The 23,810-nt window shown below is 61.0% G+C and carries 19 protein-coding genes, 2 rRNA genes and 1 riboswitch (1 of these 22 only partly in view); of the genes, 13 read left to right on the forward strand and 8 right to left on the reverse strand.

Going from position 1 to position 23,810, the window contains the following annotated elements:
* The 6 genes from ACPW74_RS01605 to ACPW74_RS01630 all read left to right on the forward strand — a co-directional run.
* Window positions 1–2,630: ribosomal RNA gene (locus ACPW74_RS01605) — 23S ribosomal RNA — on the forward strand; it begins 259 nt to the left of the window's first position.
* 84 nt (window positions 2,631–2,714) lie between these two features.
* A 5S ribosomal RNA gene (rrf, locus tag ACPW74_RS01610) occupies window positions 2,715–2,829 on the forward strand.
* Between the two features lie 309 nt (window positions 2,830–3,138).
* Window positions 3,139–3,591, forward strand: a complete 453-nt coding sequence (locus ACPW74_RS01615; RefSeq protein WP_029313820.1) for a pullulanase — start codon at window positions 3,139–3,141, stop codon at window positions 3,589–3,591.
* A gap of 204 nt (window positions 3,592–3,795) precedes the next feature.
* Window positions 3,796–5,943 carry an adenosylcobalamin-dependent ribonucleoside-diphosphate reductase gene (locus tag ACPW74_RS01620; RefSeq protein WP_201984597.1) on the forward strand — a complete coding sequence of 716 codons (2,148 nt, stop codon included), beginning with the start codon at window positions 3,796–3,798 and terminating at the stop codon, window positions 5,941–5,943.
* A 9-nt stretch (window positions 5,944–5,952) separates the two neighbouring features.
* Entirely contained in the window at window positions 5,953–6,636 is a 684-nt protein-coding gene (locus tag ACPW74_RS01625; protein WP_010673144.1) for a hypothetical protein, read from the forward strand.
* Between the two features lie 206 nt (window positions 6,637–6,842).
* Complete coding sequence (locus ACPW74_RS01630) at window positions 6,843–8,213, forward strand: PhoH family protein (RefSeq protein WP_279981836.1); 1,371 nt, start codon at window positions 6,843–6,845, stop codon at window positions 8,211–8,213.
* Between the two features lie 67 nt (window positions 8,214–8,280).
* Here the strand turns inward: ACPW74_RS01630 and thiQ are convergent, their stop codons facing one another.
* The 3 genes from thiQ to thiB form a co-directional block, all read right to left on the reverse strand.
* Entirely contained in the window at window positions 8,281–8,988 is a 708-nt protein-coding gene (gene thiQ, locus ACPW74_RS01635; RefSeq protein WP_128344837.1) for a thiamine ABC transporter ATP-binding protein, read from the reverse strand.
* A 141-nt stretch (window positions 8,989–9,129) separates the two neighbouring features.
* Entirely contained in the window at window positions 9,130–10,758 is a 1,629-nt protein-coding gene (thiP, locus tag ACPW74_RS01640; RefSeq protein WP_050485252.1) for a thiamine/thiamine pyrophosphate ABC transporter permease, read from the reverse strand.
* The gene (gene thiB, locus ACPW74_RS01645) at window positions 10,734–11,714 is read right to left on the reverse strand and encodes a thiamine ABC transporter substrate binding subunit (RefSeq protein ID WP_210537823.1); all 981 of its coding nucleotides are present in this window, start codon (window positions 11,712–11,714) and stop codon (window positions 10,734–10,736) included. The genes thiP and thiB overlap by 25 nt, the downstream gene beginning before the upstream one ends.
* A gap of 83 nt (window positions 11,715–11,797) precedes the next feature.
* Window positions 11,798–11,888: riboswitch (TPP riboswitch) on the reverse strand.
* A gap of 91 nt (window positions 11,889–11,979) precedes the next feature.
* Here thiB and ACPW74_RS01650 point away from each other — a divergent pair.
* Window positions 11,980–12,270 carry a PilZ domain-containing protein gene (locus ACPW74_RS01650; protein ID WP_039041182.1) on the forward strand — a complete coding sequence of 97 codons (291 nt, stop codon included), beginning with the start codon at window positions 11,980–11,982 and terminating at the stop codon, window positions 12,268–12,270.
* Between the two features lie 51 nt (window positions 12,271–12,321).
* Here the strand turns inward: ACPW74_RS01650 and ACPW74_RS01655 are convergent, their stop codons facing one another.
* The 5 genes from ACPW74_RS01655 to leuA all read right to left on the reverse strand — a co-directional run bounded on the left by ACPW74_RS01655 (window position 12,322) and on the right by leuA (window position 18,169).
* Complete coding sequence (locus ACPW74_RS01655) at window positions 12,322–13,251, reverse strand: transglutaminase domain-containing protein (RefSeq protein WP_279981835.1); 930 nt, start codon at window positions 13,249–13,251, stop codon at window positions 12,322–12,324.
* Between the two features lie 112 nt (window positions 13,252–13,363).
* Window positions 13,364–13,963 (reverse strand): 3-isopropylmalate dehydratase small subunit, encoded by a 600-nt coding sequence (leuD, locus tag ACPW74_RS01660; RefSeq protein ID WP_039041180.1) that lies wholly within the window; start codon window positions 13,961–13,963, stop codon window positions 13,364–13,366.
* 16 nt (window positions 13,964–13,979) lie between these two features.
* Window positions 13,980–15,377, reverse strand: coding sequence for a 3-isopropylmalate dehydratase large subunit (gene leuC / locus ACPW74_RS01665; RefSeq protein ID WP_041211113.1), 1,398 nt, complete (start codon window positions 15,375–15,377; stop codon window positions 13,980–13,982).
* 32 nt (window positions 15,378–15,409) lie between these two features.
* Complete coding sequence (gene leuB, locus ACPW74_RS01670) at window positions 15,410–16,495, reverse strand: 3-isopropylmalate dehydrogenase (RefSeq protein WP_041211114.1); 1,086 nt, start codon at window positions 16,493–16,495, stop codon at window positions 15,410–15,412.
* 111 nt (window positions 16,496–16,606) lie between these two features.
* Window positions 16,607–18,169: a 2-isopropylmalate synthase gene (gene leuA, locus ACPW74_RS01675; RefSeq protein ID WP_010673154.1), complete on the reverse strand. Its 1,563-nt coding sequence runs from the start codon at window positions 18,167–18,169 to the stop codon at window positions 16,607–16,609.
* Window positions 18,170–18,574: 405 nt separating this feature from the next.
* On the opposite strand from leuA, the gene ACPW74_RS01680 reads away from it, so the two are divergent.
* The 6 genes from ACPW74_RS01680 to ilvN all read left to right on the forward strand — a co-directional run bounded on the left by ACPW74_RS01680 (window position 18,575) and on the right by ilvN (window position 23,724).
* On the forward strand, window positions 18,575–19,198 hold the full coding sequence (locus ACPW74_RS01680; RefSeq protein WP_010673155.1) for a TetR/AcrR family transcriptional regulator: 624 nt from the start codon (window positions 18,575–18,577) through the stop codon (window positions 19,196–19,198).
* Window positions 19,199–19,323: 125 nt separating this feature from the next.
* Complete coding sequence (locus tag ACPW74_RS01685; protein WP_279981833.1) at window positions 19,324–19,827, forward strand: phosphatase PAP2 family protein; 504 nt, start codon at window positions 19,324–19,326, stop codon at window positions 19,825–19,827.
* The gene (locus ACPW74_RS01690; protein WP_279981832.1) at window positions 19,824–20,933 is read left to right on the forward strand and encodes an MJ1255/VC2487 family glycosyltransferase; all 1,110 of its coding nucleotides are present in this window, start codon (window positions 19,824–19,826) and stop codon (window positions 20,931–20,933) included. The genes ACPW74_RS01685 and ACPW74_RS01690 overlap by 4 nt, the downstream gene beginning before the upstream one ends.
* A gap of 35 nt (window positions 20,934–20,968) precedes the next feature.
* Window positions 20,969–21,121, forward strand: a complete 153-nt coding sequence (locus ACPW74_RS01695; RefSeq protein WP_010673158.1) for a hypothetical protein — start codon at window positions 20,969–20,971, stop codon at window positions 21,119–21,121.
* Window positions 21,122–21,511: 390 nt separating this feature from the next.
* Window positions 21,512–23,230, forward strand: coding sequence for an acetolactate synthase 3 large subunit (locus ACPW74_RS01700; protein ID WP_279981831.1), 1,719 nt, complete (start codon window positions 21,512–21,514; stop codon window positions 23,228–23,230).
* Window positions 23,230–23,724 carry an acetolactate synthase small subunit gene (gene ilvN, locus ACPW74_RS01705; RefSeq protein ID WP_010673160.1) on the forward strand — a complete coding sequence of 165 codons (495 nt, stop codon included), beginning with the start codon at window positions 23,230–23,232 and terminating at the stop codon, window positions 23,722–23,724. Before ACPW74_RS01700 ends, ilvN begins: the two co-directional genes overlap by 1 nt.
* The last annotated feature ends 86 nt before the right edge of the window (window positions 23,725–23,810 follow it).

The raw sequence follows: 23,810 nt of genomic DNA on the forward strand, positions 1-23,810 counted from the left end.
GGGATTAGCCCTTAAGCATCTTGGAAGTTAGTGGAACGGTCCTGGAAAGGCCGGCGATACAGGGTGATAGCCCCGTACACGAAAACAACCTTGATGTGAAATCGAGTAGGGCGGGACACGTGACATCCTGTCTGAATATGGGGGGACCATCCTCCAAGGCTAAATACTCCTGACTGACCGATAGTGAACCAGTACCGTGAGGGAAAGGCGAAAAGAACCCCTGTGAGGGGAGTGAAATAGAACCTGAAACCGTGTACGTACAAGCAGTGGGAGCCCTTCGGGGTGACTGCGTACCTTTTGTATAATGGGTCAGCGACTTACATTTTGTAGCGAGGTTAACCGTATAGGGGAGCCGTAGGGAAACCGAGTCTTAACTGGGCGTCTAGTTGCAAGGTGTAGACCCGAAACCGGGTGATCTAGCCATGGGCAGGTTGAAGGTTGAGTAACATCAACTGGAGGACCGAACCCACTAACGTTGCAAAGTTAGGGGATGACCTGTGGCTGGGGGTGAAAGGCCAATCAAACTCGGAGATAGCTGGTTCTCCCCGAAAGCTATTTAGGTAGCGCCTCGGACGAATACTACTGGGGGTAGAGCACTGTTTGGGCTAGGGGGTCATCCCGACTTACCAACCCCATGCAAACTCCGAATACCAGTAAGTACTATCCGGGAGACACACGGCGGGTGCTAACGTCCGTCGTGAAGAGGGAAACAACCCAGACCGCCGGCTAAGGTCCCAAAGTTCTGGTTAAGTGGGAAACGATGTGGGAAGGCTCAGACAGCTAGGATGTTGGCTTAGAAGCAGCCATCATTTAAAGAAAGCGTAATAGCTCACTAGTCGAGTCGGCCTGCGCGGAAGATGTAACGGGGCTCAAACCAGGCACCGAAGCCGCGGATTCACGCTAAGCGTGAGTGGTAGGGGAGCGTTCTGTAAGTCTGCGAAGGTGTGTCGAGAGGCATGCTGGAGATATCAGAAGTGCGAATGCTGACGTAAGTAACGATAAAGGGGGTGAAAAGCCTCCTCGCCGGAAGACCAAGGGTTCCTGTCCAACGTTAATCGGGGCAGGGTGAGTCGACCCCTAAGGTGAGGCCGAAAGGCGTAATCGATGGGAAGCAGGTTAATATTCCTGCACGACTTGTAATTGCGATGGGGGGACGGAGAAGGCTAGGTGGGCCAGGCGACGGTTGTCCTGGTGAAAGTGCGTAGGTGGTGTTTCTAGGCAAATCCGGAGACACAACACTGAGACACGAGACGAACGCACCACGGTGCGGAAGCCATTGATGCCCTGCTTCCAGGAAAAGCCTCTAAGCTTCAGATTACAAGTCATCGTACCCCAAACCGACACAGGTGGTCGGGTAGAGAATACCAAGGCGCTTGAGAGAACTCGGGTGAAGGAACTAGGCAAAATAGAACCGTAACTTCGGGAGAAGGTTCGCTCTTGATGGTGAAGTCCCTTGCGGATGGAGCTGTCGGGAGTCGCAGTGACCAGATGGCTGGGACTGTTTATCAAAAACACAGCACTCTGCAAACACGAAAGTGGACGTATAGGGTGTGACACCTGCCCGGTGCCGGAAGGTTAATTGATGGGGTTAGCGCAAGCGAAGCTCTTGATCGAAGCCCCGGTAAACGGCGGCCGTAACTATAACGGTCCTAAGGTAGCGAAATTCCTTGTCGGGTAAGTTCCGACCTGCACGAATGGTGTAACCATGGCCATGCTGTCTCCACCCGAGACTCAGTGAAATCGAATTCGCCGTGAAGATGCGGTGTACCCGCGGCTAGACGGAAAGACCCCGTGAACCTTTACTACAGCTTGGCACTGAACATTGAACCTACATGTGTAGGATAGGTGGGAGGCTTTGAAGGCGTGACGCCAGTTGCGCTGGAGCCGTCCTTGAAATACCACCCTTGTATGTTTGATGTTCTAACGCAGGCCCATGAATCTGGGCCGCGGACAGTGCCTGGTGGGTAGTTTGACTGGGGCGGTCTCCTCCCAAAGAGTAACGGAGGAGCACGAAGGTTGGCTAATCCTGGTCGGACATCAGGAGGTTAGTGCAATGGCATAAGCCAGCTTAACTGCGAGACGGACAGGTCGAGCAGGTACGAAAGTAGGTCATAGTGATCCGGTGGTTCTGAATGGAAGGGCCATCGCTCAACGGATAAAAGGTACTCCGGGGATAACAGGCTGATACCGCCCAAGAGTTCATATCGACGGCGGTGTTTGGCACCTCGATGTCGGCTCATCACATCCTGGGGCTGAAGTCGGTCCCAAGGGTATGGCTGTTCGCCATTTAAAGTGGTACGCGAGCTGGGTTCAGAACGTCGTGAGACAGTTCGGTCCCTATCTGCCGTGGGCGTTGGATGATTGAAGGGAGTTGCTCCTAGTACGAGAGGACCGGAGTGAACGAACCTCTGGTGTTCGGGTTGTCACGCCAGTGGCACTGCCCGGTAGCTAAGTTCGGAATCGATAACCGCTGAAAGCATCTAAGCGGGAAGCGAGCCCTGAGATGAGTCATCCCTGACCCCTTGAGGGTCCTAAAGGGCCGTTGGAGACCACAACGTTGATAGGTGGGGTGTGTAAGCGTAGCGATACGTTGAGCTAACCCATACTAATTACCCGTGAGGCTTAACCATACAACACCCAAGAAGTGTTCAGAGACTTGTAGCAGATACCGAGAACGAATAACTAAATCAGCTTTTTCAGATTGAAGATTTTTGCCTGGCGGCAATAGCGCAGTGGAACCACCTGACCCCATGCCGAACTCAGAAGTGAAACGCTGTAGCGCCGATGGTAGTGTGGCATTCGCCATGCGAGAGTAGGACACTGCCAGGCACCCAATACAAGAAACCCCGCTTACTCGAGCGGGGTTTTTTATTGCCTGAAATTCAGCCCTCACTGGAGGGCAAGCGGGCACTATGGTGCTGTTTCCCGCCGTGTTTTCTGATACTCGCATTCATCATCCCAGCTAATATCGACTTGTTTGTGGCCTGTTTCTGTTCAATATCTGTTCGAAAGCCTGCATTCTGGATATAAAAAGCACAGAATGTGATGCTTCTACCTTTCTTGTCATGCCTGCTCTGGTTTAATTCCCGGGTCCACATCGATGGACCAAGGAATCACAATAATTTGAGGAATGGACACATGTTCAAAAGAACAGTAACGATGATGCTGGCGGCGGGAACCCTGGTATTAGGCGGTTGCGCATCCAATGGTGGTGCAGAGCAGGCGGCGGCGGACAACAGCGACTTCGGCGGCAAGTCCATCTACCTGCGTGGTGAGATGAACGACTGGATGGCCACCGACGAAAGCAAGGTCGTCAAGGTTGCCGACAAGCTCTACATGGCCAAGGGGACGCTCAAGAAAGAGTGGGCTCCTTACAAGTTCAAGTTTGCCGACTCCGGCTGGAGTTGTGGCACCAACTTCGGCTACAAGAGCCCGAGCGATGGCGTTGCCGTGCTCGGCGGGGAGCCTGTACCGGTCAATCCGTGCTCCAAGTATGAGGACATGAAGTTCTCGCCCGAGGCGGATGGCGTCTATGAGTTCTATCTGAATATGGCGGGTGAGACTCCGAGCGTATACGTCAAGAAACCCTGAGATAGTCTCTCGCTTTAAATCTCTCGGAAATTGAACCGGTTAAATGCCCTGGCCCAGAAATCTGCTGGCCGGGGCATTTTTTTAGGATAGAATCGGCGCCCTTATGACGGATGAATCACAATATATTGTGCTTTGAGTTCTTAAATTCACTACTGGTAGTATTTTTGTCACGATATTGCCCCATTCACAGGAGGTTGATTGACCATGGCTAAATCCATTCCGGTACTGGAGGGCGTCACCGCCAGCCGCCAGATCCCTCTGCAGGAGACGTCTCTCGAGATCTGGGACAGCAAGTATCGTCTCAAGAGCAAGGATGGCGCCCCCATCGACGGCTCCATCGACGAGACCTACCAGCGTGTCGCTCGCGCGCTGGCTGCGCAGGAGCGCGAACCCGACACCTGGTATGAACCCTTCCTGTGGGCCCTGCGCAATGGTGCCATTCCAGCGGGCCGTATCACCTCCAACGCCGGGGCGTTTGAGCACAAGCCGGCGACCTCCACCATCAACTGCACCGTCTCCGGCACCATTGAGGATTCGATGGACGATATCCTCGGCAAGGTGCACGAGGCGGGGCTGACCCTGAAGGCGGGTTGCGGCATCGGTTACGACTTCTCGACCCTGCGACCGCGCGGAGCCTTCGTTTCGGGAGCGGGGGCCTATACCTCGGGGCCGCTCTCCTTCATGGATATCTACGACAAGATGTGCTTTACCGTCTCCTCTGCCGGTGGCCGTCGTGGCGCCCAGATGGGCACCATGGATATCCGTCACCCCGATGTCGTCGAGTTCATCCAGGCCAAGCGGGAGGATGGTCGCCTGCGTCAATTCAACCTCTCCCTGCTCATCACCGAAGAGTTCGTCAGTGCGGTGAAGGAGGATGCCCCCTGGCAACTGATCTTCCCCTACACCGCCAAGGAGGTGGAGCAGGATGGCATCGCGCTGGATGACCCTGTGAGGGTGGTCTGGGCGGACTGGCCCAACAAGGAGGGTGTGGTGATCAACGAGCTGGGCCAGGTGGCCTGCAAGGTCTACAAGACCCTGCCCGCGCGCAAGCTGTGGAACGTCATCATGACCTCTACCTACGACTATGCGGAGCCCGGTTTCATCCTGATCGACAAGGTGAACCAGATGAACAACAACTGGTTCTGCGAAGAGATCCGTGCCACCAACCCTTGCGGTGAACAGCCTCTGCCGCCCTATGGGGCCTGCCTGCTGGGCTCGGTCAACCTGACCACCTTCGTGCGCGATCCCTTCACCGAGCAGGCCGCCTTCGACTGGCCCGCGTTTCGCAAGGTGGTGGCCATCTTCACCCGCATGCTCGACAACGTGGTGGAGATAAACCAGCTGCCGCTGGCCAAGCAGCGCGAGGAGATCACCGCCAAGCGTCGCCACGGCATGGGCTTCCTGGGGCTGGGCTCGACCCTCACCATGCTGCGCATCAAGTACGGCTCTGCGGCCTCCGTCGCCTTCACCGAACAGGTCTCCCAGGAGCTGGCGATGACCGGCTGGCAGGAGTCTCTGCGTCTGGCGAAGGAGAAGGGGCCGGCCCCCATCATGGAGCAGGAGTTCGAAGTCACCGGCAAGATGCTGCGTCTGCGCCCCGAAATGGCGGCAGATGGCATCAAGCTCGGCGACAAGGTGAAGGGCAAGGTGTTGCATGCCCGCTACAGCCGCTATATGCAGCAGGTGGCCGAGGTGGATCCCGCTCTGGTAGCCGAGCTGGCCGAGGTGGGTGGACGCTTCACCCACCACAGCAGCATAGCACCGACCGGTACCATCTCCCTGTCGCTCGCCAACAACGCCAGCAACGGCATCGAGCCGAGCTTTGCCCACCACTACAGCCGCAATGTCATCAAACCGGGCAAGAAGAGCAAGGAGAGCGTGGATGTCTACTCCTTCGAGCTGCTGGCTTATCGCGAGCTGGTGAACCCGGCCGCCATGCCCTATGCCGAGGAGGAGGGTAGCCGCCTGCCGGATTACTTCATCACCGCGGACGACATCACGCCGACCGGGCACGTGGATATCCAGGCGGCGGCCCAGCGCTGGATCGACTCCTCTATCTCCAAGACCGCCAACGTGCCGACCGATTTTCCGTTCGAGCAGTTCAAGGATATCTACCTCTATGCCTCGGACTCCGGCCTAAAGGGCTGTACCACCTTCCGCTTCAACCCGGCCGCCTTCCAGGGCGTGCTGGTGAAGGAGAAGGATCTGGAGAACACCAGTTACGAGTTTACCCTGGAAGATGGCACCGTCATCACGGCGAAGGGGAACGAGGAGATCGAATACGATGGCGAGCTGCACACCGCCGCCAACCTCTATGACGCCTTGAAAGAAGGCTATTACGGCAAGTTCTGAGGACGAGACATGGTCAAGAAGATCGACAGAAAAATCGTCGCCTACAAGGTAAAAACCCGGGATGAGCCGCAAGATGCGCCGACGCCCCAGGATGACGTGGTGCACATGCATGAAACCGTGCTGCGCCCGGAACGGTTGATGGGCACCACCTACAAGCTGAAGACGCCGGAGCACGTCTCCGAGCACTCGCTGTTCATCACCATCAACGACATCATTCTTAACGAGGGCACGGTGCACGAGACCCGGCGCCCGTTCGAGATCTTCATCAACTCCAAGAGCCTGGAGCACTATCAGTGGATAGTGGCGCTGACCCGCATCATCTCGGCGGTGTTTCGCAAGGGAGGGGACGTCACCTTTCTGGTGGAGGAGTTGCGCTCCGTGTTCGATCCCAAGGGGGGCTACTGGAACAAGGGCAAGTACGTGCCTTCGCTCATCGCCGAAATTGGCAACGTGATCGAAACCCATCTCACCGAGATCGGCATGCTCAAGGTGCCCGGGCTGGACGAGCACCAGCAGGCGTTCCTGGCCGAGAAGCAGGCGCAATTGCAGGCACAGCAACAGGCAGAAGAGCAGCCGGCGGGCAGCGGTTTCCCACCCAGTGCCGCGCTCTGCTACAAGTGCCACACCAAGGCGCTGGTGCAAAAGGATGGCTGCATGACCTGTCTCAACTGCGGGGATTCCAAGTGCGGTTGAGGTGCTGATTGCCACCAAAGGCCGGCAACATGCCGGCCTTTTCGTTGCTGATTTTATGTTCGAACGACGCCCATGATGGCAGCGATTTGTTGCGCACCGGTAAATTCGGGCGTAGCGTTGGGGGTAATAAAACTGTCACGGCCGTGTGGTTTCAATGACATCTGAGATTCACACACGTGGCACCTTCAGTGCCAAGGAGGATGCTTATGGACAACACGGACCGAAAGCTGTTTATCCTGGATACCAACGTTCTGCTTCACGAACCCCTCGCCATCTACTCCTTCCAAGAGCACGACGTGCTCATCCCCATGACGGTGCTCGAAGAGCTCGACAACATCAAGGATCGCCAGAAGGACGTCAGCCGTGATGCCCGCATCGCCATCCGTGCCCTGGAAGATGTCTTCCGCGATGCGACTCCGGAGCAGATAGTGCAAGGAGTGGCACTGGCCGGCGAGGCGAGCGGCCGTATCTCCATCTTCAGCGATCATCATCTGCCCCAGGATGCCGAGGTGTTCACCGACAAGGAGGCGGACAACCGCATCATCAACGCCGCCCTCTATCTGCAAAAGCACGAGATGAAGCGTCAGGTGGTGCTGGTCACCAAAGACATCAACATGCGCCTCAAGGCCAAGGGAGCAGGTCTTGCCCATGTGGAGGATTACCGCAGCGACCAGCTCATCGACGACATCCGCCTGCTCGCCAAGGGCTTCCAGGTGGTGCCCGGCAGCTTCTGGGAGCGGGTCGGTGAGTGCGACAGCGAAACCCATGGCCGCGATACGGTCCACGTCATCGATGCCAACCTGCTGGAGGGAGTCCACGTCAACCAGTACCTGCTGGACGAGGAGAACTTCTTTGCCGCGCGGGTGCTGAGCCACGACGGCAACAAGATCCGCCTGAAAGATCTCGGCCGCGAGCGGCTGATGTCCCGCAAGGCCTGGGGGGTGCATCCCAAGAACGTCTATCAGGGCATGGCGCTGGATGCCCTGCTGGATCCGCACATCGACCTGGTGATCCTGACCGGCCCGGCGGGCTGCGGCAAGACCCTGCTCGCCATGGCGGCGGCGCTGGAGCTGGTGATCGAGAAGGGGATCTACGAGAAGGTGATCGTCACTCGAAATACCCCGGAAATCGCCGAGAGCATCGGCTTCCTGCCCGGCACCGAAGAAGAGAAGATGATGCCCTGGCTGGCGGCGGTCACCGACACTCTGGAGGTGCTGCATAAGCAGGACGAGAACATGAGCGGGTCCCTCAGCTACATCATGGAGAAGGCCAATATCCAGTTCAAATCGGTCAACTTCATGCGCGGGCGCAGCATCCAGAACACCTTCGTGCTGCTGGACGAGTGCCAGAACCTGACCGCGTCCCAGATCAAGACCATCATCACCCGCTGCGGGGAGGGGACCAAGATCGTCTGCTCCGGCAACCTGGCTCAAATAGACTCCAACTACCTGAGCCCGGTGACCTCGGGTCTGACCTACATCGTCGAGCGGTTCAAGGACTTCGACGGCAGTGCCAATATCTTCCTGAACGGGGTGGTGCGCAGCCGGCTGGCTTCGTTTGCCGAGGAAAACCTCTGATCCCCGGCCAACTGGCCACTCATGAAAAGGGAAGCCAGGTGGCTTCCCTTTTTTGATCCCTTCTATCTCATGTCTCTCTCGGTCGGCCCAGGTAGCGCAGCAGCCCCGGGTGATCGCTGCTTTGCAGAATATCCGGCTTGCCCTGCAAGGCGATGCGCCCCGCGTCGATGAAGAGCACCTGATCGGCGATGAGCTGGGCATCCTCGGGGTTGTGAGAGACCATCAGTACGGTGATGCCCTGCTCGCAGGCGAGGCGGGCGACCTCCGCCAGCATCTCCCGCCGCAGGGCCGGATCGAGGGCCGAGAAGGGCTCGTCCAGCAGCAGCAGCGGCCTGCCCCGCACCAGTGCGCGGGCCAGCCCCACCCGCTGCTGCTGGCCGCCGGAGAGCTGCTCCGGCAGGCGCGTCAGCATCTCCCCCAGGCCCACCTTGTCAGCGGCCTCCTGCACCTGCCTTTTCTGGGCCGGATTCAAGCGCAGGCCGGGATGCAGGCCGATGGCGATGTTGTCGAACACCGACAGGTGCAGGAAGAGGTTGTGATCCTGGAACAGGGTGGTGACCGGGCGCTCGGCGGGGCCCAGTGACAGCAGATCCTGGCCGTCGAAGGTGAGGGTGCCCGACTCCACCGGCACGAAGCCCGCGATCATGCCGAGCAGGGTGGACTTGCCGGCGCCGCTCGGACCGATGAGGGCGGTGATCTCCCCTTTGGGCAAGGTCGCACTGAAGGTCACCTGCCAGTCGGGATAACTGGTGACCAGTTCCTCAATTACCAGCATGTTTGGCTCCTGAATGTCGTTTTATAGAACAACAAGTAAGAAAAATTGATGAAAGGCAGCGTGAGTGACTGCCCCAAGGGGCGCCCCAGGGACGTGCCCGGCCGGATCCTGGGGGCGGGGAGGCGGCAATACCGCCGGGGATCAGTGATCCACATGCCTGCCTCCCAGTCCCCGCTCCACCAGCCAGAACAGGGAGAAGCAGAGGGTGAGCAGCAGCAGGGCGGTGGCGGCCGCCTCGGTCAGCCGGTAGCTGCCGAGCTGCTGATAGAGCAGCCAGGGCAGGGTAGTGAGGGTCTGGCTGCCGAACATGGCGATGGCCCCGAGATCCCCGAGGGACAATATCATCGAGAGCGCCATGGCCAGGGCCAGCGGACGGCGCAGCAGGGGCCACTCCACCAGGCGCAGGCGATGCAGGCCGCGCACCCCCAGGCTGTCCGCCAGCCGATCGTACTGGCGCACCACCAGTTGCATGGGGGCCGAGAGGGTGCGCAGCACATAGGGCAGCGCCATCAGGGCGTTGACCAGCACCACCAGCCAGGGGCCCAGGGCAAAGACGTCGGTGAAAGGCATGAACAAGATGAAGAGGCCGGTGGAGAGCACCACCGCCGGGATCATCAGGATCATGGAGCCGCTGGCCTCCCACAGGGCGGCGGCCCGCCGTTTGCGATCCCGCACCCTCAGATGCCGGCTGGTGAGCAGCAGCCCGGCACCGAGCAAAGTGGCCAGGGAGCCTGCCGCCAGGGCTATGCCCAGGGACTGCCCCCCTGCCTGCCACAGCCGGGGTGAGCCGAGCGCCGCCAGCAGACCGGGGTTGAACCCGGCGACCACGATGGCCAGCAGGGGCGGCAGGAAGATGGCGAGCCCCATGGTCAGGGCCAGGCCATCCACCAGAGCGCTGCCCTTCTGGTGTCTGTCGGGACGCAGGCAGGGGCGACGGCTGGTGAGGCGACTGGCCGGGGTGGTCTGCAGCTTGTGTTGCAGCAGGAGCAGGGCCAGGGTCAGCAGCAGTTGCACCAGGGCGAGCCCGCCAGCGGTGGCGAGATCGAAGTCAAAGCGCAGCGCCTGGTAGACAGCTACCTCCAGTGTGGTGGACTTGGGGCCGCCCCCGAGCGCCAGCACTGTGGTGAAGCTGGTGAAGCAGAGCATGAAGATGAGGCTGGCGAGCCCCGGCAAGATGCCGCGGATGAGCGGCCACTCCAGCAGCCGGAAGATGTGGGAGGAGCGCATGCCGAGCTGGCTGGCGAGGCGCCAGGAGGATTCGGGGATGCTCTCTATGCTCTGCAGGATGAGGCGGGCGGCCAGCGGCATGTTGAAGAAGACATGGGCCAGCAGGATGCCGAACAGGCCATAGAGATAGTTGCCGGGATCCAGGCCCAGGCCGTGCAGCAGTTGCGGCAGCCAGCCCTGACGACCGTGCACCGCCACCATGCCGAAGATGGCGATGATGACCGGCAACACCAGGGAGAGGCCGAACAGCTTGAGCAGCAGGCGGCGTCCGGTGAAACGGCGTCGCGCCAGGGCTCTGGCCACCGGGATGGCAAGCCCCAGGCTCAGCAGGGTGGAGAGCAGTGCCTGCCAGAGGCTGAAACCCAGCACGTGGCGCAGGTAGGGATCGCCTAGCAGGGCGCGGGGGGAGAGGGCCCCCGCCTGCCACAACAGGGCGACCAGCGGCCCAATGGAGAGCAGCAGGATGACCAGGGTGGCTGCACTGCCGGGCAGCCACCAGAGGGAACGACGACCTGAACTCACTGGGTGACGGCTTGCAGCCATTCGCGGATCCACCCCTTGCGGTTGGCGGCCACCTCGTCAGAGCTGAAGGTGAGAGGCTTAGCTACGGTGATCATCTGTTCGAACCCCTTGGGCAGCACCACGTCTGTCACCGGATACATCCAGTTGCCGCCGGGGATCTCGTTCTGGAAGGCGGGGCTCACCATGAATTGCAGGAACTGGTCAGCCAGTTTGCCCTGTGTGGCGCCCTTGAGCTTGGCCGCCACTTCCACCTGGCGGTAGTGACCCTCCTCGAACGCGGCCGCCCGGTACTGGGGCTTGTTTTCGGCAATCAGGTGATAGGCGGGGGAGGTGGTGTAGGAGAGCACCATGTCCGCCTCGCCGTCGAGGAACATGCCGTAGGCCTCTGACCACCCCTTGGTGACGGTGACCGTCTTTTTGGCCAGTTGCGCCCAGGCGGTCGGTGCCTCATCCCCGTAGACCGACTTCATCCAGAGCATCAGGCCCTGACCCGGGGTGGAGGTGCGGGGATCCTGATAGATCACCTTGATATCGGGACGTGCCACCAGCTCCTTCAGGCTCTTGGGGGGCTGCTTGAGCTTGTTGCTGTCATAGACGAAGGCGAAGTAGCCGTAGTCATAGGGGACAAAGGTGTCGTCCTGCCAGCCACCCGGCACCTTGAGGCCATCGAGCCTGGTGGAATGGGGGGCGAACAGGCCGCTCTGCTTGGCCTCGCTGATGAGGGCATCGTCCAGCCCCAGCACCATGTCGGCCTTGCTGTGCTGGCCTTCCAGCCGCAGCCGGTTGAGGATAGCGACGCCATCCTCGAGGGGTACCAGATTGAGGGTGCAGCCGCACTCCTTCTCGAAGGCCTGCTTGATCTTGGGGCCCGGCCCCCATTCGGCGGCGAAGGAGCCGTAGGTGTAGACGGTGAGGGTGTCGGCGGCAAACGCCTGGGCAGAGAGCAGGCTGGTGGCGATCAGCAGCAGGGTCTTCATCAATGGCACTCCTGTGGATGTCGGGGTGCTCATCAATGGCACCTCGCGTGTGGTGAGCGCCGGCGGATGAGGGCACAAAAAACGCGCGCCATGCCTCAAATTCCTCCGCCAGCATTATCTGGATCAGGTTCACGGGTATAATCTCAGCGGTAAACCGCACCCCGTTTGAGCAACGCATCGCATTGTATTGGCGTTCCTGGGGGGAGGCCAGCACTATGTTTCACGGGCCGCATCGTGCGAGCCACCACCAAGGAGGAAGTCCCCAGTGATCACCAGCACCAAGGAAAGACGTGCCTTCCAGCGCATGGTCATCAATGCCCCCGTCACCCTGTTCCAGCATCAGCAGGTGCTGGAGGGGGTCTGCCGGGATCTCAGCGCCAACGGCATGGGCGTTGAGGTGAACAAGCACGCGTTCGATCTGGCCCAGCCCATCCGGGTGAGCCTGGCGACCAGCAGCAATCTTCTGCCTCCCTTCGAGGCCCAGGCCCGCATCGTGCGGGTGCTGGAGGAAGAAGACGGTCTCCTGCTGGCGCTGGAGTTTCTCTCCCTCACCTGAGACCCGGGCGCCCGTCCTCCTCGAGACAGGCCAGCCATGGGCTGGCCTGTCTCATTTCCCCTCATCCTGCACCTGCTGCACGCTCAACTGGCCGCTGTCGACCAGCGTCTTGCTGGTGGGTGCGAGCTGGCCCATGGGCAGCTGGGCCGGGCCGGTCGGCTCCATCAGGAGGTAGGTCTCCCCCGCCCGGCTCAAGGTGGCGTCCCCCGGTTTGGCTGGCAAGGCCACCCCCAGCAGGGCATGTCCCGGCACGAACACCATGGCCTGCTTGAGATCGGGATACCCCTGGGCCAGCAGGGCGGCCATCAGGGTCACCTTGCTGTCGCAATCCCCCCGGTTCTGCTCCAGCACCTGGCGCGGGCTCAGAAACCCCTTGCCAGAGCGGCCCGACTGGCTGTCGAGCAGTTGATAGGGGATGGCCTGGATGAAGTCGAGCATGTAGGCCACCGTCTTCTGGCGCGCCTCGGTCTCGGTGGCCCCTTCCTGCTTGAGCTGCTCCATCAACGGGGCCAGCTCGTCCCGACTCTCCAGGGCGATGCGCACATGATCCTGCTTGATGGCGGGAGCGCCGTCGGGGGCAGTGAAGGGCTGGAAGTAGTGCTGCGTGAGCCAGGCGGCCTCCAGTTTGGCCTGCTCGGGCTTGACCCATTGGGAGGCTTCCCGCGCCTTGTCGGCGTTGCGGCTCTTGATGCTGAGGCTCATGGCGGGGCGAACGAGGGAGAACTGCACCTCGGGGAACGCCAGGGGTGCCTGCTGCAGCAGGCTTTGCAGTACGTCTTCCTGCATCCTAGCTGGACGGTAAGCGATGAGAGGGGGCAGCTTGCCCGCCTCCAGCCGATAGCTGAGCTGCTGCGCCTTGCCCTCTCTGTCCTGCCAGCCGACATTGAGCTGACCGCCACTGTTGGTGAAAGAGGTCTGCCCGCCCAGGGCCGGGAGGCTGATCAGCAGGCAGAGCAATGAAAGGGCGCCCCTTGCGGACATAGGTGTCTCCTGTCGGACATGCAGAGGTGGCGGGCTTTGTACAGCGACCCGACAATAAAACAGGGAGCCTCGGCTCCCTGTTGATTCTACTCGCTTTCTTGTCGCAGGCTCGTCAAATCCAGCTTGGCTGCTTCGCCTCGAAGGCGCTGATGGCGGCCTCGTGCTGCAGGGTCAGACCGATGGCATCCAGCCCGTTGAGCAGACAGTAGCGACGGAACTCGTCGATTTCGAAGCCGAACGTGAGGCTGCCTGCACGCACCTGGTTGGCCTCCAGATCCACTTCGATCTCGATGCCCGGCTGGGCGGCGACCAGCTGGAACAGGGCGTCGACCTCCTCCTCCTTCAGACGAACCGGCACCATGCCGTTGTTGATGGCGTTGCCGTAGAAGATGTCGGCAAAGCTCGGGGCGATCATGGTCTTGAAGCCGTAGTCCGCCAGCGCCCAGGGGGCGTGCTCGCGACTCGAGCCGCAGCCGAAGTTCTCGCGGGCCAGCAGGATGCTGGCACCGGCGAATTGCGGTTTGTTCAGCACGAACTCCGGGTTGGGCTGCTCCCCTGCATCGTCCAGGAAGCGCCAGTCGTGGAACAGGTGCTTGCCAAAGCCGATGCGGTTCACTTTCTGCAGGAACTGCTTGGGAATGATGGCGTCGGTGTCGACGTTGGCGCTGTCGAGGGGAACGACGATCCCTTTATGCTGTTTGAAACCTGTCATCATGTTCTCCTTGTCGTTACAGCGCACGAATGTCGGCGAAGCGGCCGGTGACGGCGGCGGCGGCGGCCATGGCCGGGCTCACCAGGTGGGTGCGACCGGCACGACCCTGACGCCCCTCGAAGTTGCGGTTGCTGGTGGAGGCGCAGCGCTCCCCCGGTTGCAGCCGGTCGTTGTTCATGGCCAGACACATGGAGCAGCCGGGCAAGCGCCACTCAAAGCCTGCCTCGATGAAGATCTTGTCCAGCCCCTCGGCCTCGGCCTGGGCCTTCACCTGCTCGGAGCCCGGCACCACCAGGGCCTGTACCCCTGCGGCCACCTTGCGACCGCGGGCGATGGCGGCGGCAGCGCGCAGATCCTCGATGCGGCTGTTGGTGCACGAACCGATGAACACCTTGTCGATGGCGACGTCGGAGAGCTTCTGACCCGGTTGCAGGTCCATGTAGGCGAGGGCCTTGCGGGCGGACTGCTGCTCCACCGGATCGGCGAAGGATTCCGGTGCAGGGATGGGCTCATTGACGGCAATCACCTGGCCCGGGTTGGTTCCCCAGGTCACTTGCGGGGCGATGTCGGCGGCGTCGAGCACCACTTCGGCGTCGAAGTGGGCACCTTCGTCGCTCTTGAGGGTCAGCCAGTAGGCGATGGCCTGTTCCAGCGCCTCCCCCTTGGGAGCGAACTCCTTGCCACGGATGTAGTCGATGGTGGTCTGGTCGGGGGCAATCATGCCCGCTTTGGCGCCGAGCTCGATGGCCATGTTGCACACCGTCATGCGCCCTTCCATGGTGAGCCCCTCGATGGCTTCACCGGCGAACTCCACCACGTAGCCGGTCCCGCCTGCGTGACCTACCTTGCCGATGATGGCGAGCACCACGTCTTTGGCGCTGATGCCTGCGGCCAGCTTGCCGTTGACAGAGATACGCATGGTCCTGGCGCGGCCCTGTTTCAGGGTCTGGGTGGCCATTACGTGTTCCACTTCGGAGGTGCCGATACCGAATGCGAGCGACCCGAAGGCACCGTGGGTGGCGGTGTGTGAGTCACCGCAGACGATGGTGGTGCCGGGCAATGTGATGCCGAGCTCGGGGCCCATCACGTGGACGATGCCCTGGTACTTGTGGTTCAAGTCATAGAGACGAACCCCGAACGCCTTGCAGTTGGCGGCGAGCGTCTCCATCTGGATGCGGGCCATCTCGCCGGAGGCGGCGATGTCCTTGGTGGTGGTGGAGACGTTGTGATCCATGGTGGCCCAGGTCAGATCCGGGCGACGCAGCTGGCGGTTCATGGCGCGCAGGCCGTCGAATGCCTGGGGGCTGGTCACTTCATGCACCAGATGACGGTCGATGTAGATGAGAGGGGTTTCCCCTTCCACTTCCCGCACCACGTGGGCGTCGAACACTTTCTGATAGAGGGTCTTGGACATTGCTCGGTTTCCTTGTTATCGATGCCGTGGGATCAGATGCGCGCGGCGATCTGGCTGCCCATGTCGGCCGTGCTCTGCACCGGGTGCGTGGCGCTGGCCTGATGCAGGTCGGCGGTGAAATAGCCTTCTGCCAGGGTCTGGGCCACGGCCTGCTCGATGGCCTGGGCGGCGGCTTCCTGGCCGAGACTGTAACGCAGCATCAGGGCGGCGGAGAGGATCTGGGCGATGGGATTCGCAATCCCCTTGCCGGCGATATCTGGGGCCGAGCCACCGGCCGGCTCGAACAGGCCGAAGCCGGATTCGTTAAGGCTGGCGGAGGGGAGCAGGCCCATGGAGCCAGTGATCATGGCGCACTCGTCGGAGAGGATGTCACCGAACAGGTTGGAGCAGAGCAGCACGTCGAACTGGGACGGATCCTTGATGAGCTGCATGGTGGCGTTGTCGATGTACATGTGGTTCAGGGCCACGTCCGGGTAGGACTTGGCGACCTCGGTCACCACCTCGCGCCACAGGATGGAGGAGGCGAGCACGTTGGCCTTGTCGATGGAGGTGACCCTGGCCTTGCGCACCCGGGCCGATTCAAACGCTATCTTGGCGATGCGCTCGATCTCGAAGCGGTGGTACACCTCGGTGTCGAAGGCCTTCTCGGTGGCGCCTTCCCCTTCACGCCCCTTGGGCTGGCCGAAATAGATGCCGCCGGTCAGCTCGCGCACGCAGGCGATGTCGAAGCCGCGATCGGAGATGTCGGCACGCAGCGGGGAGAACTGCTCCAGACCGGTGTAGATGCGGGCCGGGCGCAGGTTGCAGAACAGTTTGAAGTGGGCACGCAGGGGCAGCAGGGCACCGCGCTCCGGCTGATCGTTGGGCGGCAGGTGCTCCCACTTGGGGCCACCCACCGATCCGAACAGCACCGCATCGGCCGCTTCGCAGCCTTTGATCGTGCTCTGGGGCAGCGGTGTGCCGTGGTTGTCGATGGCGATGCCGCCGACGTCGTGACGGTCATAGTCGAGGGAGAAGCCGAATTTGGTCTGCACCTTTTCCAGTACCTTGATGGCCTCAGCCATCACTTCCGGGCCAATGCCGTCACCCGGCAATACTGCGATCCGATAACTGCTCATACTCTCTCCGTCTTGATAGTGTGATTCCGTTTCATCCGGGAGGCCGGTCCGGGCCACTGCCCTGGCCCCGGTCCTCCCCATGTCATGCTGTCATCTTGTCCGGCGGCGGGCTCAGACGGTTTCCGATTTGATGGTGTGGTTGCGCTCCATCTGCTCGGCCACCTGGTCCGCGCGCCAGATGCTGTTGATCACGTGGACCAGGGCCTGGGCCGAGGATTCGATGATGTCGGTGGCCAGCCCCATGCCGTGGAACTTGCGCCCCTTGTACTCGGCGACGATGTCCACCTGGCCGAGGGCGTTCTTGCCCTCGCCCTTGCCCTTGAGTTCGTATTTGTCGATGCGGATCTCGTAGCCGGTGATGCGGTTGATGCACTGGTAGACCGCATCCACCGGGCCGTTGCCGGTGGCGGCTTCGCACACCAGATCCTGGCCTACCTTGAGCTTGACTGAGGCGGTGGCGAGCACCGAGCTGCCGCTCTGCACGCCAAGGTACTCCAGCTTGAAGTGCTCGGGTTCCTCATGGATCTGGCTGAAGAAGGCGAGGGCCTCCAGGTCGTAGTCGAACACCTGGCCCTTCTTGTCGGCCAGGGTGAGGAACTTGGCGTAGAGATCGTCGAGGTCGTAGCTGCTCTCGGCGTAGCCCATGGACTCCATCCGGTGCTTGATGACGTGGCGGCCGGAGCGGGAGGTCATGTTGAGGTTGTTCTGGGTGAGACCGATGCTCTCGGGGGTGATGATTTCATAGGTGTTCTTCGCCTTGAGCACCCCGTCCTGATGGATGCCTGAGCTGTGGGAGAAGGCGTTGGCGCCGACGATGGCCTTGTTGGGCTGCACCGGCATGTTGCAGATTTGACTGACGAGGGTGCTGGTGCGGTGGATCTCGCTGTGGCGGATGTTGGTGTGTACCCCGAGCAGGTCGGCGCGGGTCTTCAGGATCATCGCGACCTCTTCCAGAGAGCAGTTGCCAGCACGCTCGCCGATGCCGTTGATGGTGCACTCGATCTGGCGGGCCCCCATCTGCACGGCACTGATGGAGTTGGCCACCGAGAGGCCCAGATCGTCGTGGCAGTGCACCGAGATGATGGCCTTGTCGATGTTGGGTACCCGGTTGAACAGGGTGTGGATGATGCCGGAGAATTCGGTCGGCACTGTGTAGCCCACGGTGTCAGGAATGTTGATGGTGCGGGCGCCGGCCTTGATGGCGGCTTCCACCATGCGGCACAGGTTGTCTATCGGGGTGCGGCCCGCATCTTCGCAGGAGAACTCCACGTCATCGGTGTAGCGCAAGGCGTGCTTGATGGCGCCGACCCCCATCTCCAGCACGTCTTCGAAGCTCTTTTTCAGCTTGCTCTCCACGTGGATGGAGGAGGTGGAGATGAAGGTATGGATGCGAAACGCCTCTGCCACTTTCAAGGCTTCGCCGGCGGCATCGATGTCTTTTTGCAGGGCGCGAGCCAGGGCACAGACCCGGCTGTTCTTGATGTGGCGGGCGATGGTCTGAACCGATTGAAAATCGCCGGGGGAGGAGACGGGGAAACCCACTTCCATGATATCGACACCGAGCCGCTCCAGCGCCTGGGCGATCTGCAGCTTCTCCTTGACCGTCAAGCTGGCCGACAGCGCCTGCTCACCATCACGCAAGGTGGTGTCGAATATGATGACCCGATCTGACATGTGACTTCCCTCTTCCTAAGTTCGCTGCGTGCATCCTGCATGGCATAAAAAAACCCGTGCGGGGTGCACGGGTTTCTGTAAATTCCGGCTATGCCTTAGCCCGGCTACAAGGATCCCGCGCGAGGAGTCGCGATTAGGGATAGCAGTAGTAGCGGAGCGGCAATACGCATGATGTCTCAATCCTTCCAGTCGATAACGCTACTACCAATAACGAGATTTTTATGCTGTGTCAACCGGAATGGACAGGTTCAATCCACTGGTTTATTTAATCGGATTGTAAAGGAGTGCAAATTCTCTTGTCCCATATTCGGTTCATGCCTGATTATCTGGTCATTCCTGCTGTACTCGATCACCCGCACAATCAGATCGACTTATCAGCCCTTGCTGAATTATCTGAGGTATTCCATGGAAAAACGCAGACCTGGCCGTCCAGTCGGACGTTCCGACATTCGTGACAAGCTGCTTGCCGCCGCACGCGAACGTTTTCTCAACACCCCCTACAGCAAGGTGACGACCCGCGAGATTGCCGAGCTGGCAGGCTCCAATCTGGCGATGATCCACTACTACTTCGGCAGCAAGGAAGGCCTCTACAAGGCGGTGCTGGGGGATGTGGCCGAGCCCCTCGAGCAAGCCTGGCACGACGAGAGCAGCAACCGCAGCCTGACCGATCTGCTCAATACCTACTATCAGGTGATGGCGCCCAACAGCGAGCTGACCTCCGCCATCTCCAGCGCATTGTCCACTGAAAAGAGCCCGGGGCGTGATTTTGTGCTGAGCCGCCTGCTGGATCGCCAACTTCCCCAGTTCGATGCCCTGCTCGAATCCATGCGCTCCAACGGCCAGCTGGCGGACAACCTGGACCCCGAGATGCTGAAGATCTCCTTCCTCAGCATGATGTGGCAGCCTTTCGTGATGAAGGATCTCTACGAACAGGTGTTTGGTCTGACGGTGGACGAGCACTTCATGAGCCGCCTCGCGGCCCACAACTGCCGCCTGATGGAAAACGGCCTGCGCGGTGCCCTGAACTGACTTTTTCGGGATGACGGATGAAAAAGGGCCCCTGGGCCCTTTTTTTCATCAATCTGTTATCTGGGCGTCAACGAAGTGTCATGCCGCCCTCCTAGTCTGCACTCAGGATGCAAGGGAGGGCCGTGATGAACAAGATCCAGCAATGGGACCTGCGGGTGTGCCGTGCCTGCCTGCTCCACCCCTACAATCAGCCGCAGGCCAGGATAAGCCGGCTTGTCTCCCGTACCGGTGATGGCCCCCTCTATGCCGTGGCGGCCTGCCTGCTCTGGTGGCAGGGGAGCGCCGGGCAGGAGGCGGTCAGGGTGGCGCTCTGGGCGTTTGCCCTCGAGTTGCCACTCTACCTGCTGCTCAAGAATGCCCTCAAACGCCAGCGCCCGGCAGGGCTGCCTGTCTTCATCACCCCGTCGGATCGTTACAGCCTGCCCTCGGGCCATACCGCGGCCGCCTTTCTGATGGCGACCGTACTGGCCGCCAGTTTCCCGCTCTGGGCACCGCTGCTGTTTGTCTGGGCCGCGCTGGTGGGGGCGTCCCGCCTGCTGCTCGGGGTGCATTATCTGAGTGATCTGGTGGCCGGGGCGCTGCTTGGCGGTGGTTGCGCCCTCTGGGCGCTGGGTTGGAGCCAGGGATGAGGATACTGTTCGGCGTTCAGGGGACCGGCAACGGCCACATCAGTCGTAGCCGGACCCTGGCGCGCGCATTGAAGGGCAGGGGCGTGGCGGTGGACTATCTGTTCAGCGGGCGCGCCGCCGACGGCTACTTCGAGATGGGGGAGTTCGGGGATTATCGCACCTTCCCCGGTATCACTTTCGCCAGCCATCAGGGGCGCATCTCGGGCTGGCGCACCCTCAAGGGACTCTCTCCCCTGCGTTTCTGGCAAGATCTGCGTGCCCTCGATTGTCGCGAGTACGATCTGGTCATCAGCGACTTCGAGCCGCTCAGTGCCCATGCTGCTCGCCGCTGGGGCAAACCCAGCCTCACCATCAGCCATCAGGCGAGCTTCGACTGGCCGATCCCGCGCTGGGGGGAGAGCGGCTTCAACCGCCAGCTGATGCGCCATTTTGCGCCGGTACGCCAGTCCCTGGGGCTGCACTGGTTCCATTTCGGCCAGCCCCTGCTGCCTCCCATCGTCGATCCCCTCGAGCCGGTGCCGGACAACCAGCAGATCCTGGTCTATCTGCCATTCGAGCAGACAGAGACGATCGCGGCCCTGTTGTCGCGTTTCAGCCAGCAGTCGTTCATCTGCTTCCATCCCGAGGTGCGCAAGCGTAGCGAGTGGCGCAACATCCGCTTTGAACCTCAGGCCAGAGAGGGGTTCAAGCTGGCGCTGGCAGGTTGTCGCGGGGTCATCAGCAATGCGGGATTCGAGCTTGCCTCCGAGGCGCTCTCCCTTGGCAAGAAGCTGCTGGTCAAACCCCTGGGTGGCCAGTTCGAGCAGTTGACCAACGGCAGGACCCTGGAGCTGATGGGGCTGGCCCAGTTGATGGACAGCCTGGATGCCAATGCGGTGCGAAGCTGGCTGGAGGCCCCTTCTCCTGGCAGAGTACGCTATCCCGATGTGGCAGGAGAGCTGGCCGACTGGTTGCTGGCCGGTGCCGGGGAGGAGGTGGGGGCGCTCTCCCGCCGCCTCTGGGGCAGGACCCTCTTTCCGGAGGAGGTGTGTGACAGCCTGGGGGAGCTTGCCAGCCGCACCGGCCAGGAGCGTCCCTGGTTATCCCAACTCAGCGCCTTTGACTAAACTGAGTCGATCCCACCACGGAGAGGACGGACACCATGCGCTTTACCAATGAAAACGGCGACACCATGACTCTGGCAGACAATCTCACCCTGCATGAGCTGCTCGACATGGGTGTCAGCATTTCGGTCTGCGAAGAGACGGATCCGGATCAGCAGATCTGGCTGGCAGAACCCGAAGACGAGCAGTGAAACCAGCCAGTTTTTGACGGCCCACCCCCTCGGGGTGGGCCGTTTATTTTGTTCCTGACCGACGCGGGCAGCATGATCCGCTGGTTGTTCCCCCCAGGGCCCCTCTTTGTTGCCCGTCTGGTGGCCAAGTCACTGAATGTTAATAGCTGTTTGAAATTTATGACTGTTATGGCCAGACAAAGCCGTGGACAAGCGTTCACGGGCGGGTTAAGTTGGTTTTTCACCCGCTTTTCGGGTGAATGATGGAAAACCCCTATTTTTCTACTATCGACGGCTCCGGACTCGCCTGATCTGCCTGCAGACAACAACAAGACTCGGATCGGCGCTGCCGGGAAGCAGCGGACTGTCGATAGCTTTCGCTTAACGGAGCAAAGCCTGGAGGGCTTTATCATGGAGATGTTATCAGGCGCCCAGATGGTGGTTAGAGCGCTGGAAGATCAGGGAGTGGAACACGTTTTCGGCTACCCTGGTGGCTCAGTGCTCGACATCTATGACGCTCTCTTCGAAAACGGCAAGATGGAGCATGTCCTGGTGCGGCACGAGCAGGCCGCAGTGCACATGGCGGACGGTTACGCCCGCTCCACCGGCAAGGTGGGCACTGTGCTGGTGACCTCGGGTCCCGGCGCCACCAACTGCATCACGGGGATCGCCACCGCCTACATGGATTCCATTCCCCTGGTGATCCTGTCCGGCCAGGTGCCGACCAGCATGATCGGGGAGGATGCGTTCCAGGAGACCGACATGATCGGCATCTCCCGCCCGGTGGTGAAGCACAGCTTCCTGTGCAAGAAAGCCAGCGACATTCCCGAGGCCATCAAGAAGGCCTATTACATTGCCGCCAGTGGCCGCCCGGGGCCCGTGGTGGTGGATCTGCCCAAAGACGTGCAGAATCCGAAAGAGAAGTTCCCCTATCAGTATCCCGAGTCCGTTTCCCTGCGCTCCTACAATCCGACCAAGGCGGGACACAAGGGCCAGATCAAGCGGGCTGCCAAGCTGCTGACCGAGGCGAGCCGCCCGGTCATGTACGTGGGTGGCGGCGCCATCAACGCCAATGCTGATCACCTGGTGACCAAGCTGGCGGAGCTGCTGAACCTGCCGGTGACCACCACGCTCATGGGGCTGGGCGCTTTCTCCGGCATCCATCCGCAGTTCATCGGCATGCTCGGCATGCACGGCACCTTCGAAGCGAACAAGAGCATGCACAACGCGGATCTCATCTTCGCCGTGGGTGCCCGCTTCGATGACCGCGTCACCAACAACGTGGCCAAGTTCTGCCCGAATGCCACCATAGTCCACATCGACATCGATCCCACCTCCATCTCCAAGACGGTGCAGGCTCATGTGCCCATCGTCGGCTCGGTGGAAACCGTGCTGGAGCAGATGCTGGAAGTGATCCGCGAGTGTGGTTTCGACAACGACAAGCAGGTACTGGCGGACTGGTGGAGCCAGATCGGCCAGTGGCGCTCCCGCAACTGCCTGGCCTACGAAACCCATCCCACCCTGATCAAGCCGCAGCAGGTCATCGAGACTCTCTACAAGGTGACCAAGGGGGAGGCGTTCGTCGCCTCCGACGTGGGCCAGCATCAGATGTTTGCCGCCCTCTACTACCCGTTTGCCAAACCGCGCCAGTGGATCAACTCAGGTGGTCTCGGCACCATGGGGTTTGGCATTCCGGCCGCCATGGGCGCCCAGTTTGCCAACCCGGATGCGGTGGTCTGCTGCGTCACCGGCGACGGCTCGGTGCAGATGAACATTCAGGAGCTCTCCACCTGCATGCAGTACGGGGTGCCCATCAAGATCATCTCCATCAACAACCGTGCGCTGGGCATGGTCAAGCAGTGGCAGAAGATGTTCTACGGTGGCCGTCACAGCCACTCCTACATGGAATCCCTGCCTGACTTCGTCAAGCTGGCGGAAGCCTATGGCCACGTCGGCATTGCGGTGAGCGATCCGGCGGAGCTGGAGAGCGCCATGGAGAAGGCCTTTGCCATGAAGGACAGACTGGTGTTCATGGACATCTCGGTCGATCCGGACGAGCACGTCTATCCGATGCAGATCAAATTTGGTGCCATGGACGAGATGTGGCTGAGCAAGACGGAGAGAACCTGATGAGACATATAATTTCCGTTCTGCTGGAGAACGAATCCGGTGCCCTGAGCCGTGTGGTAGGTCTCTTCTCCCAGCGCGGCTACAACATCGAGACCCTGACGGTGGCCCCCACCGAGGATCCCACCCTGTCCCGCATGACCATCGTCACCATGGGGGATGAGCGGGTGCTGGAGCAGATCCAGAAGCAGTTGCACAAGCTGGTGGACGTGCTCAAGGTGTGTGACCTGAGCGAGGGTGAGCACATCGAGCGGGAGATCGCGCTGGTCAAGGCGCGCGCCGCCGGTGGTGCCCGTGACGAACTGAAGCGGCTGGCGGACATCTTCCGTGGCCAGATCGTCGACGTCACCCCCGAGCTCTACACGGTGCAGCTCGTCGGGACCAGCGAAAAGCTGGACGCCTTCATCAAGACGGCTGCCCAGACCAACGAGATCATCGAAGTGGTGCGCTCCGGTGTCTGTGGCATCTCCCGGGCGGACAAATCCCTGCGTCCCTGATGTGGCCGGATGTGAAAATAGCTGTTCAAGGGCTCTTCGGAGCCCTTTTTCGTGTCTGGCAGCGTTGCGGGCAAGTGGGGGGGCCG

Source organism: Aeromonas sp. INTO2, from assembly GCF_049860605.1.
In the GTDB taxonomy this organism is placed as follows: domain Bacteria; phylum Pseudomonadota; class Gammaproteobacteria; order Enterobacterales; family Aeromonadaceae; genus Aeromonas; species Aeromonas caviae.